Source organism: Micromonospora sp. AKA38, from assembly GCF_027925725.1.
Taxonomy (GTDB): Bacteria; Actinomycetota; Actinomycetes; order Mycobacteriales; family Micromonosporaceae; genus Micromonospora.
Genome location: NZ_BNEI01000007.1, coordinates 41,677 through 60,903, shown reverse-complemented (window position 1 = coordinate 60,903; position 19,227 = coordinate 41,677). Strand labels below are relative to the sequence as shown.

At 72.3% G+C, this 19,227-nt stretch carries 20 protein-coding genes; 12 read left to right on the top strand and 8 right to left on the bottom strand.

The window, feature by feature from the left end; translation table 11 throughout:
• Positions 1-11: 11 nt before the first annotated feature.
• Together TPA0908_RS27450 and TPA0908_RS27445 are read left to right on the top strand one after the other, a co-directional pair.
• Positions 12-2,012 (top strand): serine/threonine-protein kinase, encoded by a 2,001-nt coding sequence (locus TPA0908_RS27450; RefSeq protein WP_281942873.1) that lies wholly within the window; start codon positions 12-14, stop codon positions 2,010-2,012.
• Between the two features lie 87 nt (positions 2,013-2,099).
• Positions 2,100-2,315, top strand: coding sequence for a hypothetical protein (locus TPA0908_RS27445; RefSeq protein ID WP_107157229.1), 216 nt, complete (start codon positions 2,100-2,102; stop codon positions 2,313-2,315).
• A 70-nt stretch (positions 2,316-2,385) separates the two neighbouring features.
• Here TPA0908_RS27445 and TPA0908_RS27440 read toward each other — a convergent pair whose 3' ends face one another.
• Both TPA0908_RS27440 and TPA0908_RS27435 read right to left on the bottom strand, forming a co-directional pair.
• Positions 2,386-3,138, bottom strand: a complete 753-nt coding sequence (locus tag TPA0908_RS27440; protein ID WP_281942870.1) for a GH25 family lysozyme — start codon at positions 3,136-3,138, stop codon at positions 2,386-2,388.
• 127 nt (positions 3,139-3,265) lie between these two features.
• A complete protein-coding gene (locus TPA0908_RS27435; RefSeq protein ID WP_281942869.1) occupies positions 3,266-3,826 on the bottom strand; it encodes a Uma2 family endonuclease in 561 nt (186 codons plus the stop codon).
• Positions 3,827-3,925: 99 nt separating this feature from the next.
• Here TPA0908_RS27435 and TPA0908_RS27430 point away from each other — a divergent pair, with 99 nt between their 5' ends.
• The 4 genes from TPA0908_RS27430 to TPA0908_RS27415 all read left to right on the top strand — a co-directional run bounded on the left by TPA0908_RS27430 (position 3,926) and on the right by TPA0908_RS27415 (position 7,207).
• Positions 3,926-4,669, top strand: coding sequence for a M50 family metallopeptidase (locus tag TPA0908_RS27430; protein WP_281942867.1), 744 nt, complete (start codon positions 3,926-3,928; stop codon positions 4,667-4,669).
• Between the two features lie 122 nt (positions 4,670-4,791).
• On the top strand, positions 4,792-5,775 hold the full coding sequence (locus TPA0908_RS27425) for a ketopantoate reductase family protein (protein WP_281942866.1): 984 nt from the start codon (positions 4,792-4,794) through the stop codon (positions 5,773-5,775).
• 57 nt (positions 5,776-5,832) lie between these two features.
• Complete coding sequence (locus TPA0908_RS27420; protein ID WP_281942863.1) at positions 5,833-6,336, top strand: SigE family RNA polymerase sigma factor; 504 nt, start codon at positions 5,833-5,835, stop codon at positions 6,334-6,336.
• Positions 6,329-7,207, top strand: a complete 879-nt coding sequence (locus tag TPA0908_RS27415; RefSeq protein WP_281942835.1) for a hypothetical protein — start codon at positions 6,329-6,331, stop codon at positions 7,205-7,207. Before TPA0908_RS27420 ends, TPA0908_RS27415 begins: the two co-directional genes overlap by 8 nt.
• A 68-nt stretch (positions 7,208-7,275) precedes the next feature.
• On the opposite strand, the gene TPA0908_RS27410 is transcribed toward TPA0908_RS27415, so the two are convergent.
• Complete coding sequence (locus TPA0908_RS27410; protein ID WP_281942833.1) at positions 7,276-8,859, bottom strand: acyl-CoA carboxylase subunit beta; 1,584 nt, start codon at positions 8,857-8,859, stop codon at positions 7,276-7,278.
• A gap of 97 nt (positions 8,860-8,956) precedes the next feature.
• On the opposite strand from TPA0908_RS27410, the gene TPA0908_RS27405 reads away from it, so the two are divergent.
• Both TPA0908_RS27405 and TPA0908_RS27400 read left to right on the top strand, forming a co-directional pair.
• Positions 8,957-9,829 carry a biotin--[acetyl-CoA-carboxylase] ligase gene (locus tag TPA0908_RS27405; protein WP_281942831.1) on the top strand — a complete coding sequence of 291 codons (873 nt, stop codon included), beginning with the start codon at positions 8,957-8,959 and terminating at the stop codon, positions 9,827-9,829.
• A gap of 166 nt (positions 9,830-9,995) precedes the next feature.
• Positions 9,996-10,565: a PH domain-containing protein gene (locus TPA0908_RS27400; protein WP_281942829.1), complete on the top strand. Its 570-nt coding sequence runs from the start codon at positions 9,996-9,998 to the stop codon at positions 10,563-10,565.
• 25 nt (positions 10,566-10,590) lie between these two features.
• On the opposite strand, the gene TPA0908_RS27395 is transcribed toward TPA0908_RS27400, so the two are convergent.
• Entirely contained in the window at positions 10,591-11,289 is a 699-nt protein-coding gene (locus TPA0908_RS27395) for a GtrA family protein (protein ID WP_281942827.1), read from the bottom strand.
• Between the two features lie 63 nt (positions 11,290-11,352).
• Positions 11,353-12,195, bottom strand: coding sequence for a GtrA family protein (locus TPA0908_RS31835; RefSeq protein WP_374709264.1), 843 nt, complete (start codon positions 12,193-12,195; stop codon positions 11,353-11,355).
• 135 nt (positions 12,196-12,330) lie between these two features.
• On the opposite strand from TPA0908_RS31835, the gene TPA0908_RS27385 reads away from it, so the two are divergent.
• The 4 genes from TPA0908_RS27385 to TPA0908_RS27370 all read left to right on the top strand — a co-directional run bounded on the left by TPA0908_RS27385 (position 12,331) and on the right by TPA0908_RS27370 (position 17,302).
• On the top strand, positions 12,331-14,172 hold the full coding sequence (locus tag TPA0908_RS27385) for a phosphoenolpyruvate carboxykinase (GTP) (protein ID WP_281942823.1): 1,842 nt from the start codon (positions 12,331-12,333) through the stop codon (positions 14,170-14,172).
• 40 nt (positions 14,173-14,212) lie between these two features.
• Positions 14,213-15,058: a hypothetical protein gene (locus tag TPA0908_RS27380; RefSeq protein ID WP_281942821.1), complete on the top strand. Its 846-nt coding sequence runs from the start codon at positions 14,213-14,215 to the stop codon at positions 15,056-15,058.
• A 165-nt stretch (positions 15,059-15,223) separates the two neighbouring features.
• Entirely contained in the window at positions 15,224-16,372 is a 1,149-nt protein-coding gene (locus TPA0908_RS27375; protein ID WP_357291894.1) for a geranylgeranyl reductase family protein, read from the top strand.
• 159 nt (positions 16,373-16,531) lie between these two features.
• Positions 16,532-17,302 (top strand): isoprenyl transferase, encoded by a 771-nt coding sequence (locus TPA0908_RS27370; protein ID WP_281942819.1) that lies wholly within the window; start codon positions 16,532-16,534, stop codon positions 17,300-17,302.
• Between the two features lie 42 nt (positions 17,303-17,344).
• Here TPA0908_RS27370 and otsB read toward each other — a convergent pair whose 3' ends face one another.
• From otsB to TPA0908_RS27355, 3 genes are all read right to left on the bottom strand, one after another.
• Positions 17,345-18,172 (bottom strand): trehalose-phosphatase, encoded by an 828-nt coding sequence (gene otsB, locus TPA0908_RS27365; protein ID WP_281942816.1) that lies wholly within the window; start codon positions 18,170-18,172, stop codon positions 17,345-17,347.
• 70 nt (positions 18,173-18,242) lie between these two features.
• Positions 18,243-18,596: a hypothetical protein gene (locus TPA0908_RS27360; protein ID WP_107162326.1), complete on the bottom strand. Its 354-nt coding sequence runs from the start codon at positions 18,594-18,596 to the stop codon at positions 18,243-18,245.
• 162 nt (positions 18,597-18,758) lie between these two features.
• Entirely contained in the window at positions 18,759-19,199 is a 441-nt protein-coding gene (locus TPA0908_RS27355; RefSeq protein ID WP_281942814.1) for an XRE family transcriptional regulator, read from the bottom strand.
• Positions 19,200-19,227 lie beyond the last annotated feature (28 nt).

The following is a 19,227-nucleotide window of genomic DNA, read 5'->3' as shown; positions in this document are numbered from 1 at the left end:
CCGTTTCTGCGATGTCGAACGCGCTTCCCCAACTCGTCGCTGACCGATACCGGCTCATCACGCCGCTCGGTCAGGGCGGCATGGGCCGCGTCTGGAAGGCGCGGGACGAGGTGCTGCACCGCGACGTCGCCATCAAGGAGCTGGTCCCGCCGCCGGGTCTCACCCCGGACGAGCGCCGTGAGATGCGGGAACGCTCGCTGCGTGAGGCGCGCGCGATCGCCCGGCTCAACAACGTCAACGTGGTCCGCATCTTCGACGTGCTGCGCACCGACGGCGACCCGTGGATCGTCATGGAGTACGTCGCCTCGAAGTCGTTGCAGGACACGATCGCCGAGGACGGCCCGGTCTCGGTGGCCAAGGCGGTCGAGATCGGTCTCGGCGTGCTGGGCGCGTTGAAGGCCGCGCACAAGGCCGGCATCATGCACCGCGACGTGAAGCCGGGCAACGTGCTGCTCGGCGAGGACGGTCGGGTGGTGCTCACCGACTTCGGCCTGGCCACCATTCCGGGCGACCCGAACGTGACCCGCACCGGCATGGTGCTCGGCTCCCCGGCGTACATCTCCCCGGAGCGGGCGCGGGACGGCACCGCCGGTCCGGAGGCCGACCTGTGGTCGCTGGGCGCCACGCTCTACGCCGCCGTCGAGGGCAAGTCGCCGTACGCTCGCCCGTCGGCGATCGCCACGCTGGCCGCGCTCGCCACCGAGCCGATGCCGCCGCCGCGCAACGCCGGGCCGCTCAAGCCGGTGCTCCAGGGCCTGCTGCGCAAGGATCCGGACGAGCGGATCACCGCCGAGGTGGCGGAGCGCATGCTGCGCAAGGTCGGCGGCCGGCGGGCCAAGGGCATCTCGCTGCTGGACGGCGTACGCCGGCCGGGGCCGAACGGTCCGCGCGCGCCGCGACCCCCGCTGGTGCCCGCGCCGCGCCCCGCCGACGACCAGGTCGAACGCGCTTCCACCTCGGCGTCCGGGGTGGCCGCCGCCGCGAGTGGGGCGGTCGCCGAGCCGACCGCGAAGGTGCCGGCGTCCACCTCGGACGCCGGACCGACCGCGAAGGTGACGCCGCCGGTCGCCGATCCGACGACGAAGCTCGACGCCGATCCGCCGGTCGACGAGACCCGGGTGGACGACGCCGACCCGGCGCTCGACGAGACCCGGCTCGACGGTGAGCCGGTCGCCGCCGCGCCCGCGCAACGTCCGGCCCCGGCGCCGGTCAGCCCGGCTCCGGGCGGATCCGCGCCGGTCAGCCCGGCGGCGGGTGGCCCGGTGTCGTCGACCGGTCGGGCGACCGTGCTGCCGGGCGTCAAGGCGGCGCCGAACCGGCGCAACCTGCTGCTCGGCGCGTTGGTTCTGGTGCTGCTGGTCGGCCTGGCGGTGGCCGTGCCGCTGTTGAACAACGGCGACGACGACGGGGGTGACGGCGGCCGACCGACCACCGGTTCCTCGGTGGCATCGGCGGTCCCGCCCGCGCCGAGCGCCAGCGCCTCACCGAGTGCGAGCGCGCCGTCGGCCAGCCCGTCGACCAGCCCGAGCCCGTCGGCCAGCCCGTCGCCGACCGGGTTCGTGCTGCCGGCCGGCTGGCGCTACTACACCGGCTCGAACGGCTTCAAGGTGCCGATCCCGAACGGCTGGCAGGCCCGGCCCGGCAACAACCAGGTCGTGCTCTACGAGGTGGGCGGCGCCCGCCGGGTGCTGTTCATGCAGTGGACGGACCGGCCGGAGAAGGACGCGCTCGCCGACTGGCGGGAGCAGGAGCCGTACCGGCGTTCGCGGGTCAACAACTACGAGCTTGTCGACATCGTCCCGTGCAAGGGCTACTACCGCACCTGCGCCGACTGGGACTGGCTGGAGACGCGCGACAACGGCACCCGTTTCCACGTGCGTAACCGGGGCGTGGCCACGGCCAGCAACCGGGGCTACGCGCTGCGCTGGGAGGTTCCGGCGAAGGACTGGCAGGCCAACCTGGCCGCCTTCGACGTGATCACCAAGGGTTTCGTGCCGGACCGGAAGAACTGACCCGGCGATTCCCGCGCCCGCGAAACTTGTTCGCATGACTTTCCGTAGTCGGGGGTATGAATACCCCGACGACGAAGGAGGTGCGACATGGGTTACCGACGCAGGGACACCGGCCCCCGGCTGGCACTGTGGATGCTGGTCGCGCTCGGCGACGCCGTCCTGCTCCTGATCACCGCCGGCCTGTCCGCGCCGGTCGCGGTCCTCGGGGTGCTCACCCTGACCGTCGCCGGGGTCGCGGCGTGGCGCTGGACCCGTCGGCCTGCCGCGGTGCCCGTGCCGGTCGCCTCGCGCCGCCGGGCCTGAGCTTCGATCAGACGGTACGACGACAGCGGGACCGCCCCGGTTCGGGGCGGTCCCGCTCCGTGCACGTCCGTCAGGTGTTGTTGGCCAGCGCGATCAGCCGGGTGCGGTCGCCGTTCCAGTAGTTGCGGTCGACGTTGCCACTGATGCCGGAGACGCTTCCGGTGCTGGTGTACTGCCAGAAGCTCCAGACCGGGGCGCCGGCCGGCAGCGTGCCGGCCGAGCTGGCCCAGCGGGCGAGCCACAGCGGGTGGTTGGCCCACGGCCCGGTCCAGCTGCCGGTGCACTGGTTCCACCAGCTCGTGGTGGTGTAGATGACCGCGTACCGGCCGGTGCGGGAGCGGTAGGTGTTGAGGAAGTCCTGGATCCAGTTGCGCATGCCGGTGGTGCTCAGGCCGTAGCAGTAGCCGCCGCTGTACGGGTTGGCCTCGATGTCCAGCGCGGCGGGCAGCGTCCGGCTGTCGGCGGACCAGGCGCCACCGTTGCTGGCCAGGTAGCCGGCCTGGGTGGAGCCGGCGGAGATGTTCGGCCGGGCGAAGTGGTACGCCCCGCGGATCACGCCGGCGTTGTAGGCGTTCACGTAGTTCGTGTTGAAGTTCGGGTCCTTGTAGGTGGTGCCCTCGGTGGCCTTGATGAAGGCGAACTGGATGCCCGAGTTCCGCACGCTGGTCCAGTTGATGGTGCCCTGGTAGCGGGAGACGTCGATGCCGGGCGTGGTCGCCGCGGCGGCCGGTCCGGCGGTCGCCACGAGGGCCGCGGCCGCGGTGGCGGCGACGGCCAGGCCGGCGGCGAGGAGCCGGCGTACGGAGAGTCTGGTACGGGCCATGGTTTGCCTCCAGAGGACGTCAACTGATTGACGCCCATCTTTGGAGATAACTGCCCTGCATCGCAATAGGAAGCAAGGAAATTTTCATCGACGAGTATCGTCGTCCCTGGTGGCGCGCGAGTTCAGGTCAGCGGAGCACGCTCGGGTCAATCGCCCAGCGAAACGGCTCGGTGACCGTCAGTGTCTCGCCGGCCTTCGCCACCGCGTCCTCGACATAGTGCTCCCCGTCGAGCCGGTGCAGCCGCAGCGAGTGGCTGTCACCGTCCTGCTCGACCAGCAGGTACCACGGAATGCGGGCGATCGCGTAGAGCTGCATCTTGACCAGCCGGTCGGCGGCGGCGTTGCCGGGCGAGACGACTTCACACACCAGCCTGACCTCGCCGGCCTCGACCACGGTGCCTTCGTCGTCCGTGTCGGCGACGACCACGTCGGGGATGACCATGCGATTGACGCCGAGCCGTAGGTTCACCGCCTCGAACACCAACAATCCGAGCGGGCGGGCAGCCCGGCGCAGGCTGTCCACCAGGTTCCAGGACACCAACTGGTGCCTCTTGCTCGGGGCAGGGGTCACGATCAGGCTCCCGTCGAGCAGCTCGATGCGGTCGAGGCCGTGGTCCAACGCGAGGTAGTCGGTCTCGGTCCACAGACCAATGTGTGACCTCGGCGGCTCCCACGGAGCTGCGCTCACGAACCTCACCTCCGTTCCGGTGCCTCGTCCGATCAGTCTCACACTCTACGAGGCCGGGCCGGTCGATCGACACGACTCCGGCCGGTAGGCTCCCCGCCCATGCCCCTGATCGACGGTCTCACCACGCTCTGGGACACGCTGCTGAGCGCCCAGCCGGACCCGCCCCCGCTGCTGGTGGTGCTCACCGCCGTGGTCGCGCTCGCGGTGGTCGCCACCCGGTTGCCGTGGCGGATCGCCCGCAACGCGGTGACCATCGCCCACGAGGGCGGCCACGCGTTGGTGGCGCTGCTCACCGGCCGGCGGCTGCACGGCATCCGGCTGCACTCGGACACGTCCGGGCTGACGCTCTCCGCCGGCCGGCCCTCCGGACCGGGCATGATCCTCACGCTGCTCGCCGGCTACGTCGCCCCCTCGCTGCTCGGCCTGGCCGGTGCGTGGCTGCTGGCCGGCAACCGGATCACGCTGCTGCTCTGGGTCGCGGTGGCGCTGCTGCTGGCCATGCTGGTGCTGATCCGCAACCTGTTCGGCGCGCTGTCGCTGCTGGTCACCGGCGGTCTGGTGCTCGCCGTGTCCTGGTACACCCCGCCCCAGGTCCAGGCCGCGTTCGCCTGGACGTCGGTCTGGTTCCTGCTGTTCGGCGGCGTACGCCCGGTGTTCGAGCTGCGACGCCAACGCAGCCGCGGCCGGATGCCGGAGTCGGACGCCGACCAGCTCGCCCGGCTCACGCCGTTCCCGCCGCTGTTCTGGGTGGCCGTGTTCCTGCTGGTCAGCGTCGGCGCGTTGGTCGCCGGCGCGCTGCTGCTGGCCGGCCCGATCCTCGCCGACACCGGCCTCACCGGCTGACCCCTCCCCGCGCTCCGGCACCCGCCGGTCCGGTGCCCGCGCCGCGGCGCGGCACGCCTCGTCGCACCGGGACACGCCACCGTTCCGGGCGGTACCCGGCCCGGCGAGGCAGAATCGGACCGGTGCGATACGTGATCATCGGAGCGGGCGCGGTCGGCGGCACCATCGGCGTACTGCTGGCCGAGGCCGGCCGCGACGTGACGCTGGTGGCCCGCGGCGCCCACCTGGACGCGCTGCGCGAGCGGGGGTTGACGCTGCGGACGCCGCGCGGCACGGTGTCCGGCCGGCTGCCGGCGGCGGCCGGGCCGGGCGGCCCACCGTTGCCGGCCGACACCGTGCTGGTCCTCACCGTGAAGTCGCAGGACACCGTCGCCGCGCTGACCACCTGGGCCGACGCGCCGGTGGCGGGCGGCGGCACGGCGGGCGAGCGGCTCCCGGTCGTGCTGGCCCAGAACGGGGTGGCGAACGAACCCGCCGCGCTGCGGCTCTTCGCCCGGGTGCACCCGGTCTGCGTGTGGCTGCCCGCCACCCACCTGGAACCGGGCGTGGTGATCGCCAACGGGCACCCGCACCCGGGGATGCTGCACCTCGGGCGCTACCCGACCGGCGCCGACGACACCGGGCGGGCCGTCGCCGCCGACCTGACCGCCGCCGGGTTCGTCGCCCCGGTCCGCGACGACGTGATGCGCTGGAAGTACGGCAAGCTCCTGGCCAACCTCGGCAACAGCCTCCAGGCGCTGTTCGGCCGCGACGTGCCCGAGCCGCTGTCGGCCCGGGTCCGCGCCGAGGGCGAGGCGGCGCTGGCCGCCGCCGGTATCCCGCACACGACCCGCGAGGAGGAGGCCGCCGCGCGCGGTGACCTGGTGGCGCACCGACCGGTCGACGGCGAGACGCGGTCCGGCGGCTCCACCTGGCAGAGCCTCGCCAGGGGCGCCGGCTCCGCCGAGGCCGACCACCTCAACGGCGAGATCGTGCTGCTCGGCCGCCTGCACGGGGTGCCCACCCCGATCAACGCCGCGGTCCAGACCGCCGTCCGGCGGGCGGTCCGCGAACGGATCCCGGCCGGCGGCTTCCCCCGTGGGGAACTGGAGAAATTGGTCGGCTGAGCGGGCAACCCGAGCCGCGCCGCCAGGCGTGTCCCTGGCGAACACGGGGAGGTGGCAGTGCCCGACAGCGACGGCTTCGACGAGTTCTACCGGGGCAGTCGGCAACGGCTGCTCGGCTTCGTGTACGTGCTCACCGGTGACCTGGCCGAGGCGCAGGACGCGGTGCAGGAGGCGTACATCCGGGCCTGGCAGCGGTGGTCGACCGTGCGCGGGTACGACGACCCGGAGTCCTGGGTGCGGGTGGTGGCCAGCCGGATCGCGGTGAGCCGGTGGCGCAGCCTGCGCAGCCGGGCCCGTGCCTACCTGCGGCACGGGGCGGACGAGCACGTGCCGGCGCCGAGCACCGAGACGATGGATGTGGTGGCCGCGCTGCGCCGACTGCCCGAGGCGCAACGCACCGCCATCGCGATGCACTACCTGCTCGGCATGCCGGTCGCCGAGGTGGCCCGGGAGACCGAGGCGCCGGTAGGCACCGTCAAGGCCCGGCTGTCGAGAGGGCGGAGCGCGCTCGCCGGGCTGCTCGCCGTCGTGGATCTGGAAGAGGAGGCGGCAGATGCCTGACGACGTCACGCTCGTGGAGGCGCTGCACCGGGACCTGCGGACCGTCCGGTGGGCGGAGCCGGCGGAGATCCGGGCCACGGCCCGGCGGCGCAGCCGCCGGACCGCCGCGTTGGCCGCCGTGTCGGTGGTGGTGGTCGCCGCGCTCGCCGCGACGATGGTGGACCGCGCCGGCGGCCCGCCGCCGCCCGCGGCCGACACCCTCCCCGGGTACGCGGAGATTCCGGTGGCGGCGATGCTGGCGCCGGGGGACGTGCCGGTCCCGACCGGTGAGCGTCTGGCCGACTCGAGTCTCGACGAGCCCGCCCGGGTCGACGACCTTCTCCAGCTCTGCGGTAAGGCCCAGGGTCTGCCGGCGGAGGAACCGCGCTCGCGTTACTCCCGTTCCCAGACGATGCTGGCCGCGGTCGTGGCCGGAAAGTCGCAGACCACTCCCGAAGTGGTGATCACCCAGGATCTCTACCGCATCGAGCCCGACGCGGCCCGCCGGTTCATCGGCGACCTGGAACACCGGGTGAGGGCCTGCGGTGCGTGGCAGGCGGCGGGCCAGGCCTACACCGATCGGGAAAGGACCGACGCGCGGGTCGAGCACCGCTGGACGATCGCCGAGAGCGGGTTCGCCGGCGACCAGGCGGTGCTGCTCCGACACACCGCCACGGTGCTGCCCGACGCGACGACGGGTCAGCCGCCCGGCTACCCGCCGGTGTTCGAGAGCCGGGTGGTCGTCCGGGTGGGTGACCTGGTCAGCGTCCTCGTGCCGGCGGGGGCGCTGCGTACCGACCTCCCCGACGCCCAGGTGCGCGAGGCGCAGATGCGGGAGGTGGCCCGGGCCGCCGCCGCGCGGATGTGCGTCGCCGCCAACCCCGGCTGCTGAACCAGGCCGCGTGTTGAGAAGGGGCCCCCGCTCTACGCGAGGCGTTAACAGGGGGCCCTTCCTTACGCCTACAGCGGGATGTTGCCGTGCTTCTTCGGCGGCAGCGTCTCGCGCTTGGTGCGCAGCACCCGCAGCGCCCGGACGATCTGGGTCCGCGTCTCGTGCGGCGGGATCACCCCGTCGACGTAGCCGCGCTCGGCGGCGATGTACGGGTTGGCCAGCGTGTCCTCGTACTCGGCGATCTTCTCGGCGCGGACGGCGGCCGGGTCCTCGGCGTTCGCCAGCTCGGCGCGGTAGAGGATGTTCACCGCGCCCTGGGCCCCCATCACCGCGATCTGCGCGGTCGGCCAGGCGAAGTTGAGGTCCGCGCCGAGGTGCTTGGAGCCCATCACGTCGTACGCGCCGCCGTACGCCTTGCGGGTGATCACGGTGACCTTCGGGACGGTGGCCTCGGCGTACGCGTAGATGAGCTTCGCGCCGCGCCGGATGATGCCGTCCCACTCCTGCCCGGTGCCGGGCAGGAAGCCGGGCACGTCCACGAACGTCAGCACCGGCACGTTGAACGCGTCGCAGGTGCGCACGAACCGGGCCGCCTTCTCCGAGGCGGCGATGTCGAGCGTGCCGGCGAACTGCATCGGCTGGTTCGCCACCACGCCCACCGGGCGACCCTCGACGCGGCCGAAGCCGACCACCATGTTCTGCGCGTACAGCGGCTGCACCTCCAGGAACTCGCCGTCGTCGAGCACGTGCTCGATGACCCGGTGCATGTCGTACGGCTGGTTGGCCGAGTCCGGGATCAGCGTGTCCAGCTCCCGGTCGGAATCGGTGACCGCCAGGTCGGCCGGGGCGTCGAACACCACCGGCTCGTCCAGGTTGTTCGACGGCAGGTACGACAGCAGCGCCTTCACGTAGTCGATCGCGTCCTCCTCGTCGGTGCCGAGGTAGTGCGCGTTGCCGCTGCGGGCGTTGTGGGTGCGGGCGCCGCCCAGCTCCTCCATGCCGACGTCCTCGCCGGTGACCGTCTTGATCACGTCGGGGCCGGTGATGAACATGTGCGAGGTCTGGTCGACCATCACGGTGAAGTCGGTGACCGCCGGGGAGTAGACCGCGCCGCCCGCGCACGGACCCATGATCAGGGAGATCTGCGGGATGACACCGCTGGCCCGCACGTTGCGGAAGAAGATCTCGCCGTAGAGACCGAGCGAGGCGACGCCCTCCTGGATCCGCGCGCCACCGGAGTCGTTGATGCCGACGACCGGGCAGCCGATCTTCATGGCCAGGTCCATCAGCTTGACGATCTTCTCCCCGAAGACCTCGCCGAGGGAGCCGCCGAAGACGGTGAAGTCCTGCGCGAACACGCAGACCTGCCGGCCGTCCACGGTGCCGTAGCCGGTCACCACGCCGTCGCCGTACGGGCGGGTGCGCTCCAGCCCGAAGTTCGTCGAGCGGTGCCGGGCGAACTCGTCCAGCTCGACGAACGAGCCCTCGTCGAGGAGCAGCCCGATCCGCTCACGGGCGGTCTTCTTGCCCCGCGCGTGCTGCTTCTCGACCGCGCGCGCCGACCCGGCGTGCACCGCCTCGTCGAGCCGTCGCTCCAGGTCCGCCAGCTTGCCGGCGGTCGTGTGGATGGTGGTCCCGGTCTCGGTAGTCACCCGTGGAATATAACGATGGTTCAGGTGGGTGAGGTTGTGCAGTGCGCCTCACCGCTTACCGGCGACCGGCGAACCCGGAGGGCCGTAGGCTGGCGGGATGCCCGGCTCGCCGTACACCGATCTGGACCGCCCGCCGCTGTCGGCGGCCCGGCTGCGGCGGGCGCTGGTCGCGCCGCACGGGCCCTGGCGCCGGTTGGAGCTGCTGGTGGAGACCGGCTCGACCAACGCGGACGTGGTGGCCGCCGCGCGGGCCGGCGAACCGGAGGGCCTGGTGGTGGTCGCCGAGCGGCAGACCGCCGGCCGGGGGCGGCGGGGCCGGGTCTGGCAGTCGCCGCCGCGCGCCGGCATCGCGACAAGCGTCCTGCTCCGGCCCGGGGAGGCGGTCGCCGAGCGCGGTTGGGCGCCGGTGCCGGCCACCGGGTACGGCTGGCTGCCGCTGCTGGCCGGCGTCGCGCTGGCCGAGGCGGTCCGCCTGCTGGCCGAGCTGGACGCCCGGCTGAAGTGGCCCAACGACCTGCTGGTGGACGGCGCGAAGTGCGCCGGGGTGCTGGCCGAGGCGGTGCCCGGCGACGGGGCCGTGCCGCCCGCGATCGTGGTCGGCGTCGGCCTCAACGTGACGCTGCGCGCCGCCGAGCTGCCGGAGAACCCGACCGGGCTGCCGGCCACCTCGCTCCAGCTCGCCGGCGCCACCGCCACCGACCGCGATCCGCTGCTGCGGGCGCTGCTGCGCTCGCTCGCCGACTGGTACGCGCGCTGGCGCGATGCCGGGGGCGACGCGGAGGCCAGCGGGCTGCGCGACGCGTACCAGGCCGGGTGCGCCACGATCGGCCGCCGGGTGCGGGTGCTGCTGCCGGACGGGCGCGAGGTGCACGGCACCGCGACCGGCGTCGACCCCGACGGCCAGCTCCTGGTCGACGCGTCCGGCGATACCCTCCGCCTGGCCGCCGGCGACGTCCTCCACCTGCGGTGAAAGGAGGGGCCCCCGCTTAACGCCTCCGGTATGGATGGGGCCCCTTCTCACCACCGGCGTCACGCGCTACGGCCGGTGCGGCGCGGCAGCGGCCCGCGCGGCCGATGCCGCCGGGGTGCTCCGACCGGTTACGGTCAGCGCGTCCGGTTCCGCGAGGAGGTTCGAAGTGGCGTTCCCCGAAGACGTGCTCACCGAGGACGAGCACGTCGTGCTGCACCTGCACCCGCACTGGAAGGCCCTGATCCGGCCGCTCCTGGTGCTGGCGCTCACCGTCGCGGCGGTGGTCGCCGGCTGGATCCTGCTGCCCGACGGCGACGGCGGCGCCATCGCGCTGTACGTCCTCGCCGGGCTCGGCCTGGTGCTGGTGCTCTGGCTGGGCCTGTGGCCGTTCCTGGTCTGGCGCAGCACGCACTACCTGTTCACCAACGAGCGGGTGCTGCTCCAGGAGGGCGTGCTCTCCCGCAACCGGCGGGACCTGCCGCTGACCCGGATCAACGACCACGCCATGCACCAGCGTTTCGTGGAGCGGATGCTCGGCTGCGGCACGTTGACCATCGAGTCGGCCGGTGAGCGGGGCCAGTCGGTGCTGCACGACGTGCCACACGTGGACCGGGTGCAGACGAAGCTCTACGAGCTGGTCGAGGCCCACCACGACAAGCACAGCCTGGGCGACGGCGAGATGCGGGAGATGCTGGCCGACATGGCCGAGGGGAAGCCGCTCCGCGACCCCTCGTGAGCCGCGCCAGGGCGGGCGCCCACGTTCAGCGGCGGGCGCGGCGGGACGGGAACTCGGCGGCCAGTTCGGCGTCCAGGTCGGCGCGGAGCGCCCCGCCCAGCGCGGCGTCGACCGGAGCCGTACGCCCCTGTGGCGGTGTGTAGTCGCTCCTCGGGCGGCTCGCGCCCGGGGGCGGCTCCTCCTCCTCCAACTCGCTCACCGATTCGGCCAGCTCGGCGACCGGGTCCATCTCCGCGACGTTGTCCCACTCGTCGCGGGGCACGGCGTGCCAGGTCTCCTCGGCGTGCTTCGGCACCGGCTGGAACACGAACGTGCGGTAGGACCAGAAGCGGAACAGGGTGGCCAGCAGGACGCCGACCGTCTTCGCCACGTTCAACGCCAGCAGGCCGTGTACGCCGAGGCCGTACTTCGCCAACGCCAGGACGCCGAGTTCGATGACCAGACCGGCGCCGTTGAACAGGAAGAACAGGACGTATTCCCGCCGCAGGGCGGATTTCGGTCGATCCCGGTACGTCCAGTGCCGATTCATCAGATACGACGTGATAGTGGCGACGACGGTCGCGATCACGGTCGCCTTGAGTTGGCCGTCCCGGAAAACCGTGAGTGCCAGCGCATTGAACACCGCGTAATTGATGACGGTGTTGATGCCGCCGACGATGCCGAACTTGGCCGCCTCGCGGATGAACTTCTGCCAGCGCTCGGACAGCAGACGGACTCCAGGCATGCGGAACACCTTAGGGCAGTGGGCAGGGCCGGCTGGGCCCGGCGGGTCGGGATGGGCGGTGCGTCACGCCCCGGACTCTCGATCTCGGCTCGGTGCCGGAACGGGGGGAGTTCCCGCCTCGACGAAGACGAATCGTCGGTACGACCAGAAGCGGAACAGCGTACCCAGGCCGGTGCCGACGATGAAGCTGGCGATGTTGTCGGCCAGGGGCGTCTGGAACACCGCCGGCCAGATCGCGCCCAGGCCGTAGCGGCTGATCGCCAGGCAGGCCACCGCGATGCCGAGGCCCACCCCGTTGAAGAAGAAGAACAGCGCGTACTCGCGGGCGGGGTTGGAGCGTTGGCGGTGCCGCCAGGTCCAGAACCGGTTGCCGAGGAAGGCGACCGTCGCGGCGACCACGGTGGAGATGGTCTTCGCCGCCAGCGGCGGCATGCCGCGCCCGCTCGACAGGTAGTTGAAGAGCGCGAAGTCGACGAGGAAGGCGAAGCCGCCGACGGTGGCGAACTTGCTCAGCTCGTGGATGAGGTGGCCGAAGCGGTGGAGCAGCGCTCCGAGCGGACCCGAACGGGTCGGCGGAGCCCCCGGTTGGTCCCCGGTCATCGTCGCGGCCACCCGCCGAGAGTACCGGTTGGGGGGAAGGGGGACCCGCCGCAACGGCGAGTCGGCCGCGACAACTTCCCCGCCGTCCGCCGCGACCGGGTCGCCGGGAGGCGGTCCGGTGGTCCGTTCCGAATGTCTGTGAGCGGAGCGTAACCGACCGTACGAATGCATGCGGCGCATCACGTAATCCCGCATCCGCGGGTCGGGCGGTCGAAGGTTCGCCGAAGGATTTGCGTGAAACTGCGCGCGAAAGCGGGTATCAGATCGTGTAGCCGCAGCGTGGGCGTACCTTGTGCAGTTCTTCACAACCAGTCCCACTGACTGGGGAGGCAGCCCGGTTTACGCTGAGCCCAATCCCAGGTTTCCACGACGGCGGCGCCTCACCCGCCAGAACTCGTGCATCCCATAGATCGGTCAGCGTCGACCACAAGGAGATGTGACATGGTTGCTCCGGCTGTTGTTCGGGGTATCGATCAGGCCCCGACGTCCCACCCCAAACTGCTCGCCTGGGTCCGAGAGGTCGCGGAACTGACCACCCCGGAGCGGGTGGTGTGGGTGGACGGGTCCGACGAGGAGTGGCGTCGCCTCACCGACGAACTCGTCTCCAACGGCACCCTGATCCGGCTGAACCCCGAGAAGAAGCCCAACTCGTTCTACGCGCGGACGGACCCGACGGACGTCGCCCGGGTCGAGGAGCGCACCTTCATCTGCTCCGTCGACGAGGCGGACGCCGGCCCCACCAACAACTGGATGGCGCCGGCCGAGATGAAGCGGACGATGACGGAGCTGTACCGCGGCAGCATGCGCGGTCGCACCATGTACGTCATCCCGTTCTGCATGGGCCCGGTCGAGGCCGAGAACCCCATGTTCGGCGTCGAGATCACCGACAGCCCGTACGTGGTCGCCTCGATGCGGATCATGACCCGGATGGGGTCCTCGATCCTGGACGCGATGGGCGACGACGCCGACTTCGTGCACGCGCTGCACTCGATCGGCGCGCCGCTGGCGCCCGGCCAGCAGGACGTGGCCTGGCCCTGCAACGAGACCAAGTACATCTCGCACTTCCCGGAGACCCGGGAGATCTGGTCCTTCGGTTCCGGTTACGGCGGCAACTCGCTGCTCGGCAAGAAGTGCTACTCGCTGCGGATCGCCAGCGTGATGGGGCGCGACGAGGGCTGGCTGGCCGAGCACATGCTGATCCTCAAGATCACCTCGCCGGAGGGCAAGGTCTACCACATCGCCGGCGCCTTCCCGTCGGCCTGCGGCAAGACCAACCTGGCCATGCTGGAGCCGACCATCCCGGGCTGGAAGGTCGAGACCATCGGTGACGACATCGCCTGGATGCGGTTCGGCCCGGACGGCCGCCTCTACGCGATCAACCCGGAGTACGGCCTGTTCGGCGTCGCGCCCGGCACCGACTGGAAGACCAACGCCAACGCCATGCGGACGCTGGACCGCGGCAACTCGGTCTTCACCAATGTGGCGCTCACCGACGACGGCGACATCTGGTGGGAGGGCATGGGTGAGCCGCCGGCGCACCTGATCGACTGGAAGGGCAACGACTGGACGCCGGAGAGCGACAACCTCTCCTCGCACGCGAACAGCCGGTTCTGCACCCCGATCACGCAGTGCCCGATCTTGGCCGACGACTACTACGACCCGAACGGCGTGCCGATCGACGCGATCCTGTTCGGCGGCCGGCGGCGCGACACCGTCCCGCTGGTCAGCGAGGCGCGGGACTGGGTGCACGGCGTCTACATGGGGGCCACGCTCTCCTCGGAGACCACCGCCGCCGCGTCCGGCGCGGTCGGCGTGGTGCGCCGCGACCCGATGGCCATGCTGCCGTTCATCGGCTACCACGCCGGTGACTACTTCCGGCACTGGATCGAGATGGGCAAGGGCACGGACGGCGACGAGGCCAAGCTGCCCAAGATCTACTACGTCAACTGGTTCCGCAAGGACGCCGAGGGCAGCTTCCTCTGGCCGGGCTTCGGCGAGAACTCCCGCGTCCTCAAGTGGATCATCGGGCGCCTGGAGGGCACCGCCGACGCGGTGGAGACCCCGATCGGCATGGTCCCGGCGCAGGACGCGCTGGACATCGACGGCCTCGACATGACCCCGGAGGACGTCCGGATCGCCCTGAAGGTCGACCCGGAGGAGTGGCGCAAGGAACTGCCGCTGGTCACCGAGTGGTTCGAGAAGTTCGGTGACAAGCTCCCCGGCGTGCTCTGGGCCGAGCTGGACGCGCTGCGCGCCCGGCTGGACGTGGAGCCGCAGAAGTAACAGGTGTGCCGGTTGCCCGCGCCGGGCAACAACGGATGCCATGAGGACGGCCGCCGAACCTGTCGAGGTCCGGCGGCCGTCCGCCGTCCGGGCGCTGACCACGCTGCTCGCCGTGACCGCGGGAGCCACCGTCGTGGTCGAGCTGCTCAACTACTGGTACGCCCCGGAGCAGGAGTTCGGCCTCGCGGTGCGCACCGGTTGGGCGATGCTCCGCTCGCTGGGTTTCCTGATCCTGATCGGGCACGTCAACCGGGGACGGGTGGCGGCCCGCCCGTTCGGGTTGATCCTGGCCGTGACCACCGTCTTCGCGGTGGGCCGCCTGATCGTGCCCCGGCAGGGGGTGCCGGCGCTGCCCGGCCTGCTCGGTTTCGCGGCGCTCACCGCGCTCTGCGTCGCCGTGGTGGTGCTGCTCTACCGCTCCGACGCGGTCCGGGCGCACTTGGTCCGGCACCGCAAGGGCCTGGTCGTCGAGGGCGGGACGATCGCCTGGCGCGAGGTGACGCCGAAGCGCCCACAGGCGAACGGGTGGCTGCTGACCGCCCGGGTCGCCGCGTTCACCTACAGCCCGTTGATGCTGGTGCCGGCGCTGGTGGCGACCGGGTCACTGCTGGACGGCGGGGTCGCCGCCGTACCCGCGGTGCTGTTCTGGATCGGCGCCGGCATCGCGGCCAGCTACGCGGTGCTGTTCTGCACCGTGTTCCTGCTGCGCGGCAAGGGCTGGGCCCGGCGGGCGCTGGTGGTGGTGACGTTCGGCGTGCTCGCGCTCGACCTCCCGCTCTGCTGGTGGCTGCTCGGCTCCGACGGCCTGATCCGAGACGGCGCCCCCCTCCTCACCGCCGCCGCCCTCACCCTCTACTCCCTCCACCGAGCCACCCCCACCCCCTGACCCACCCACCCCACCCACCCCACCCCCACCCTGACCCCGTTGATCAAGGAGTTTGCGTCAACTTCGAGCCGCTTTCCGACGCAAACCTCTTGATCAACGGGGTCAGGGTGGGGTGGGGCGGCGCGGTGGGGGGTTGGGGGAAGGTGGGCGGGGGAGGATTGGGGGGTGGGTGGTGACGCGGTGTGGGACGTGGTGGTGGTGGGGGCGGGTCCGGCCGGGGCGGCGGCGGCGCTCGCCGCGCGGCGGGCCGGGGCGACGCGGGTGCTGCTGCTCGACCGGCACGACTTCCCGCGGGACAAGGCATGCGGGGACGGGATCGCCGCGCACGCGCTGGACGTGCTCGCCGAGCTGGGCGTGACCGGCGCGGTCGACGGATATCCGCCGCTGCCGGCGCTGCGCCTGGTCGGCCCCGGTGGCGGCGCGGTGGCCCGCGCGCTGCCCCGGCCCGCGTACACGGTGCCCCGGCGGGTGTTCGACGCGCGACTGGTCCGGGCGGCGGTCGGGGCGGGGGCCGAGCTGCGGCGGCACACGGTACGCCGGGTGGAGGTCGGCGTCGACCGGGTGGTGCTCGACGGGGAGTTGACCGCCCGCGCGGTGGTCGGCGCGGACGGCGCCGGCTCGGTGCTGCGCCGGGCGCTCGGGCACCCGGTGAACCCGGACCGGCACCTCGCGCTCGCCATCCGCGGCTACGCGCCGGCGCCGCCCGGCCCACCCGAGCAGCTCATCGTGACCTCGGCGGCGCGCTGGCCCGCGTACGCGTGGGTGTTTCCGATCGGCGACGGGCGGGCGAACGTCGGGTACGGGGAGGTGCTGCGCGGCGAGCCGCTGACCCGCGCGCACCTGCTGGACCGGATGGCCGCGCTGCTGCCCGGCACCGACCCGGCCACGGTGACCGACCTGCGGGCGCACCACCTGCCGCTCTCCACCCACCGGCCGGCGCCGGGCCGGGGCCGGGTGGTGCTGGCCGGCGACGCGTTGTCGTTGATCAACCCGTTCACCGGCGAGGGCATCTTCTACGCGTTGCGCTCCGGCGCGCTGGCCGGGGCGGCGGCGGCCGGCGCGCCCGCCGAGGCGGCCCGGCGGTACGCGGCGGCACTGCGCGCCCGGCTCGGCACCCATCTGCGGCACAGCTCGGCGGCGGCCTGGCTGGCCCGGCGGCAGTGGGTGGTGGACGCGGTGGTCGGCGCGGCCGGCCGGGACGAGCGGGTCTACCGGACGGTGGTGGAGCTGGGGCTCGGCGACGGCCGCCTGGACGCCCGCACACTGGGCGCGATCGCCGCCGCCGCGCCACGCCAACGCCGGGCCCGGGGGTGACGCGTCGCGCCAACGCCGGGCCCGGGGGTGACGCGCCGGGGTCGCGCCGGACCGGGGAGTGACACGCCGGCGTCGGCGTGCCGGGCCGGAGGCGACCCGCCGTCCCGCGATGCGCCACCGCGGCACTGATCTTTCCCGTGGGTCGCTACCCTGCAAGTGATGACTCTGCGGAAACTCCTCTACTCCGTGTACGAGCGCCGGCTGACCGCGAAGCTCGCGGGCAAGCCGGTGCCCGCCCATGTCGGCGTGATGTGCGACGGCAACCGCAGATGGGCGCGGGAGATGGGCTTCGTCGATCCGAACGACGGTCACCGGATGGGCGCCGAGCGAATCAAGGAGCTGCTCCGCTGGTGCGACGCGGCCGGCGTCGGGCACGTCACGCTCTGGCTGCTCTCCACCGACAACCTCTCCCGGCCGGCCGCCGAGCTGGACCCGCTGCTCCAGATCATCGAGGATCTCACCACCGAGCTGGCCGAGCAGGGCAATCCCTGGCGGCTGCGCATGGTGGGCGCGCTCGACGTGCTGCCGGCGCAGCACGCGGCCGCGTTGAAGGCCGCCGAGGAGCGCACCCGGGACCGCGACGGCGGCGCCCAGGTCAACATCGCCGTCGGGTACGGCGGCCGGCGCGAGATCGCCGACGCGGTCCGCTCGTTGCTGCTGGAGCACGCGTCGCGCGGCGGGACGATCGAGGAGTTGGCCACCACGCTCGACGTCGACCACATCTCCGAGCACCTCTACACCAAGGGCCTGCCGGACCCGGATCTGATCATCCGGACCAGCGGGGAGCAGCGGCTCTCCGGCTTCATGCTCTGGCAGAGCGCGCACTCGGAGTTCTACTTCTGCGAGCTGAACTGGCCCGACTTCCGCAAGGTCGACTTCCTCCGCGCCCTGCGCTCGTACGCCACCCGGCAACGCCGCTACGGCGCCTGACGTCGCCCGCCCTCACCACCCCGCGGGCGCGGGGTCAGGGGTTCAGGGGGCCAGGTGGGGGAGGGCGGCGGTGAGGAAGTCGCCCAGGGCGGCGGGGGAGTCGAGCGTCAGGTCGGCGGCGTCGGCGACCTCGTGACCGGTCTCCGGGTTGGCGACCGCCACGCACACGCCGAGGAAGTCGGGATCGGTGGAGGCGCGGGCGCGCAGCGCGGCGAACGCCTTGATGTCGGAGACGTCGTCGCCGAAATACCACGCCCCGCCGGCGTCGCGGACCGTCTCACCGATGACCATGCCCTTGTCCCGGTCCACGGGCGGCTTCAGCTCCAGCACCATGCGGCCGGCCTGACAACGTAGGCCCAGCCGCTCGGCCTGGGCCCGGCCCCACTCCTGCACCAGGTCGCCGAGCTGCGGCGCGGTGCGCCAGTGCAGCGCGACGGAGAGCCGCTTGAACTCGACGAGCGCGCCGGGCGGCAGCTCGGCCTGGGCCTGCTCGGCCAGCTCGGCCATGGTCGGCACCCAGGGCAACGCGGCCGGCTCGGTGACCGTCTCGCCGCCCGAGTGGCTGTGCTCCAGGCCGTAGAGCCCGTACAGGTCGACGCCGGTGAGGCCGCCGAGATGGTCGCGGAGGAACTCCACCGGGCGCGCGGAGACGATCGCGATCCGGCGTACGCGCGGGGCGAGCGCCTCCAGCGCGGCGAGCACCTTCGGCGCGGGGCGGACCGCGGTGGGATCGTCGTCGACCGGCGCCAGTGTGCCGTCGAAGTCGAAGAAGAGCACCACGTCACCCGCACGCGCGGCGGTGGCCCGCCAGGCGTGCTCGGCGTCCAACGGGGTCTTCGGCTGCTGGTTGCCCAGATTCAACGGCGGCACGCGCGACAGCGTACCCCGCGCCGGGCGGCGTATTCGTGGCCGAGATGTGACGTCGGGACGACGCGGGAGTTCAGCGTTCGGCGGCTCCCCGTCCTCGGCGCCCGAACGGCACCACGGCCGCCTCCTGCCCGTGGCTGAGCAGGTACCCCTCCACGAAGCCGGTGTTCCGGTCGCCGGTGTGCGCCTCGATCTCGTTGAGTCGCGCCACCAGGAACTCGGTGAGCGCGCTGACCCGGTCGTTGAGCCGGTCGTGCAACTCGGCCACGACGGCGAGGATCACCGCCGTGCCGGTGGTGGTGAGCGCGAGGAGATTGACGACCAGGGGAAGCTGCCCGCCGTCCAGCACGCCGACCACCACGTTGCCGGTCACGCACGATGTCACCGACACCACCGCGACCACGACTGCCAACCATTTCAGGGTCATGGACAGACCCCTCCTTCTGTCCCGCAGGGCTGGGTTCGGCTGTGTCCCGTCCCCCCGCCGACGACGAGCCCTTAGCAGTACAAACGTGGACGCTAGCCGGTCCGATCCGGCCCCGAGGCGAAACGATCGGTACTGCCTTTCCGTTCTTTCGCCATCTGAGAACTACCCGGCCTGTTTACCCCTATTTCGGACATTCGCTGGCAGTGTCGGGCGATATGCGAGGTAACGAATGGTTTCCCGGATGTGGAACTTCTCCGCGTCGGAGACGTTCGGGTCGACAAGTCGGCGCAGCAGCGCCTCGACGTCCGGGTCCATCGGGGGCGGCGTGGGGGCGGCGCGGGGGCCGGTCGTCCGGTCCCAGCCGAGCGCGGTGAACGCGGTGGTCGGATCGAGCCCGAGCCCCTCGCAGAACGCGACCACCCGCTCGGCCTCGGGGTCGCTCGCCCAGTCGCCGCGCACCCAGCGGTTGATGGTCTGGCGGGAGACGCCGGTGCGCCGGGAGACCTCGGTGCCGCTCCACGCGCGCATGGCGCGGGCGTCGTCCAGCGCGCGGCGGACGAAGGTGGCAAAGGAGATCTTCCGTGCATTGGCCGTCTCGCTCACCCCGTGACGGTACGACCAGTCGCTCGCG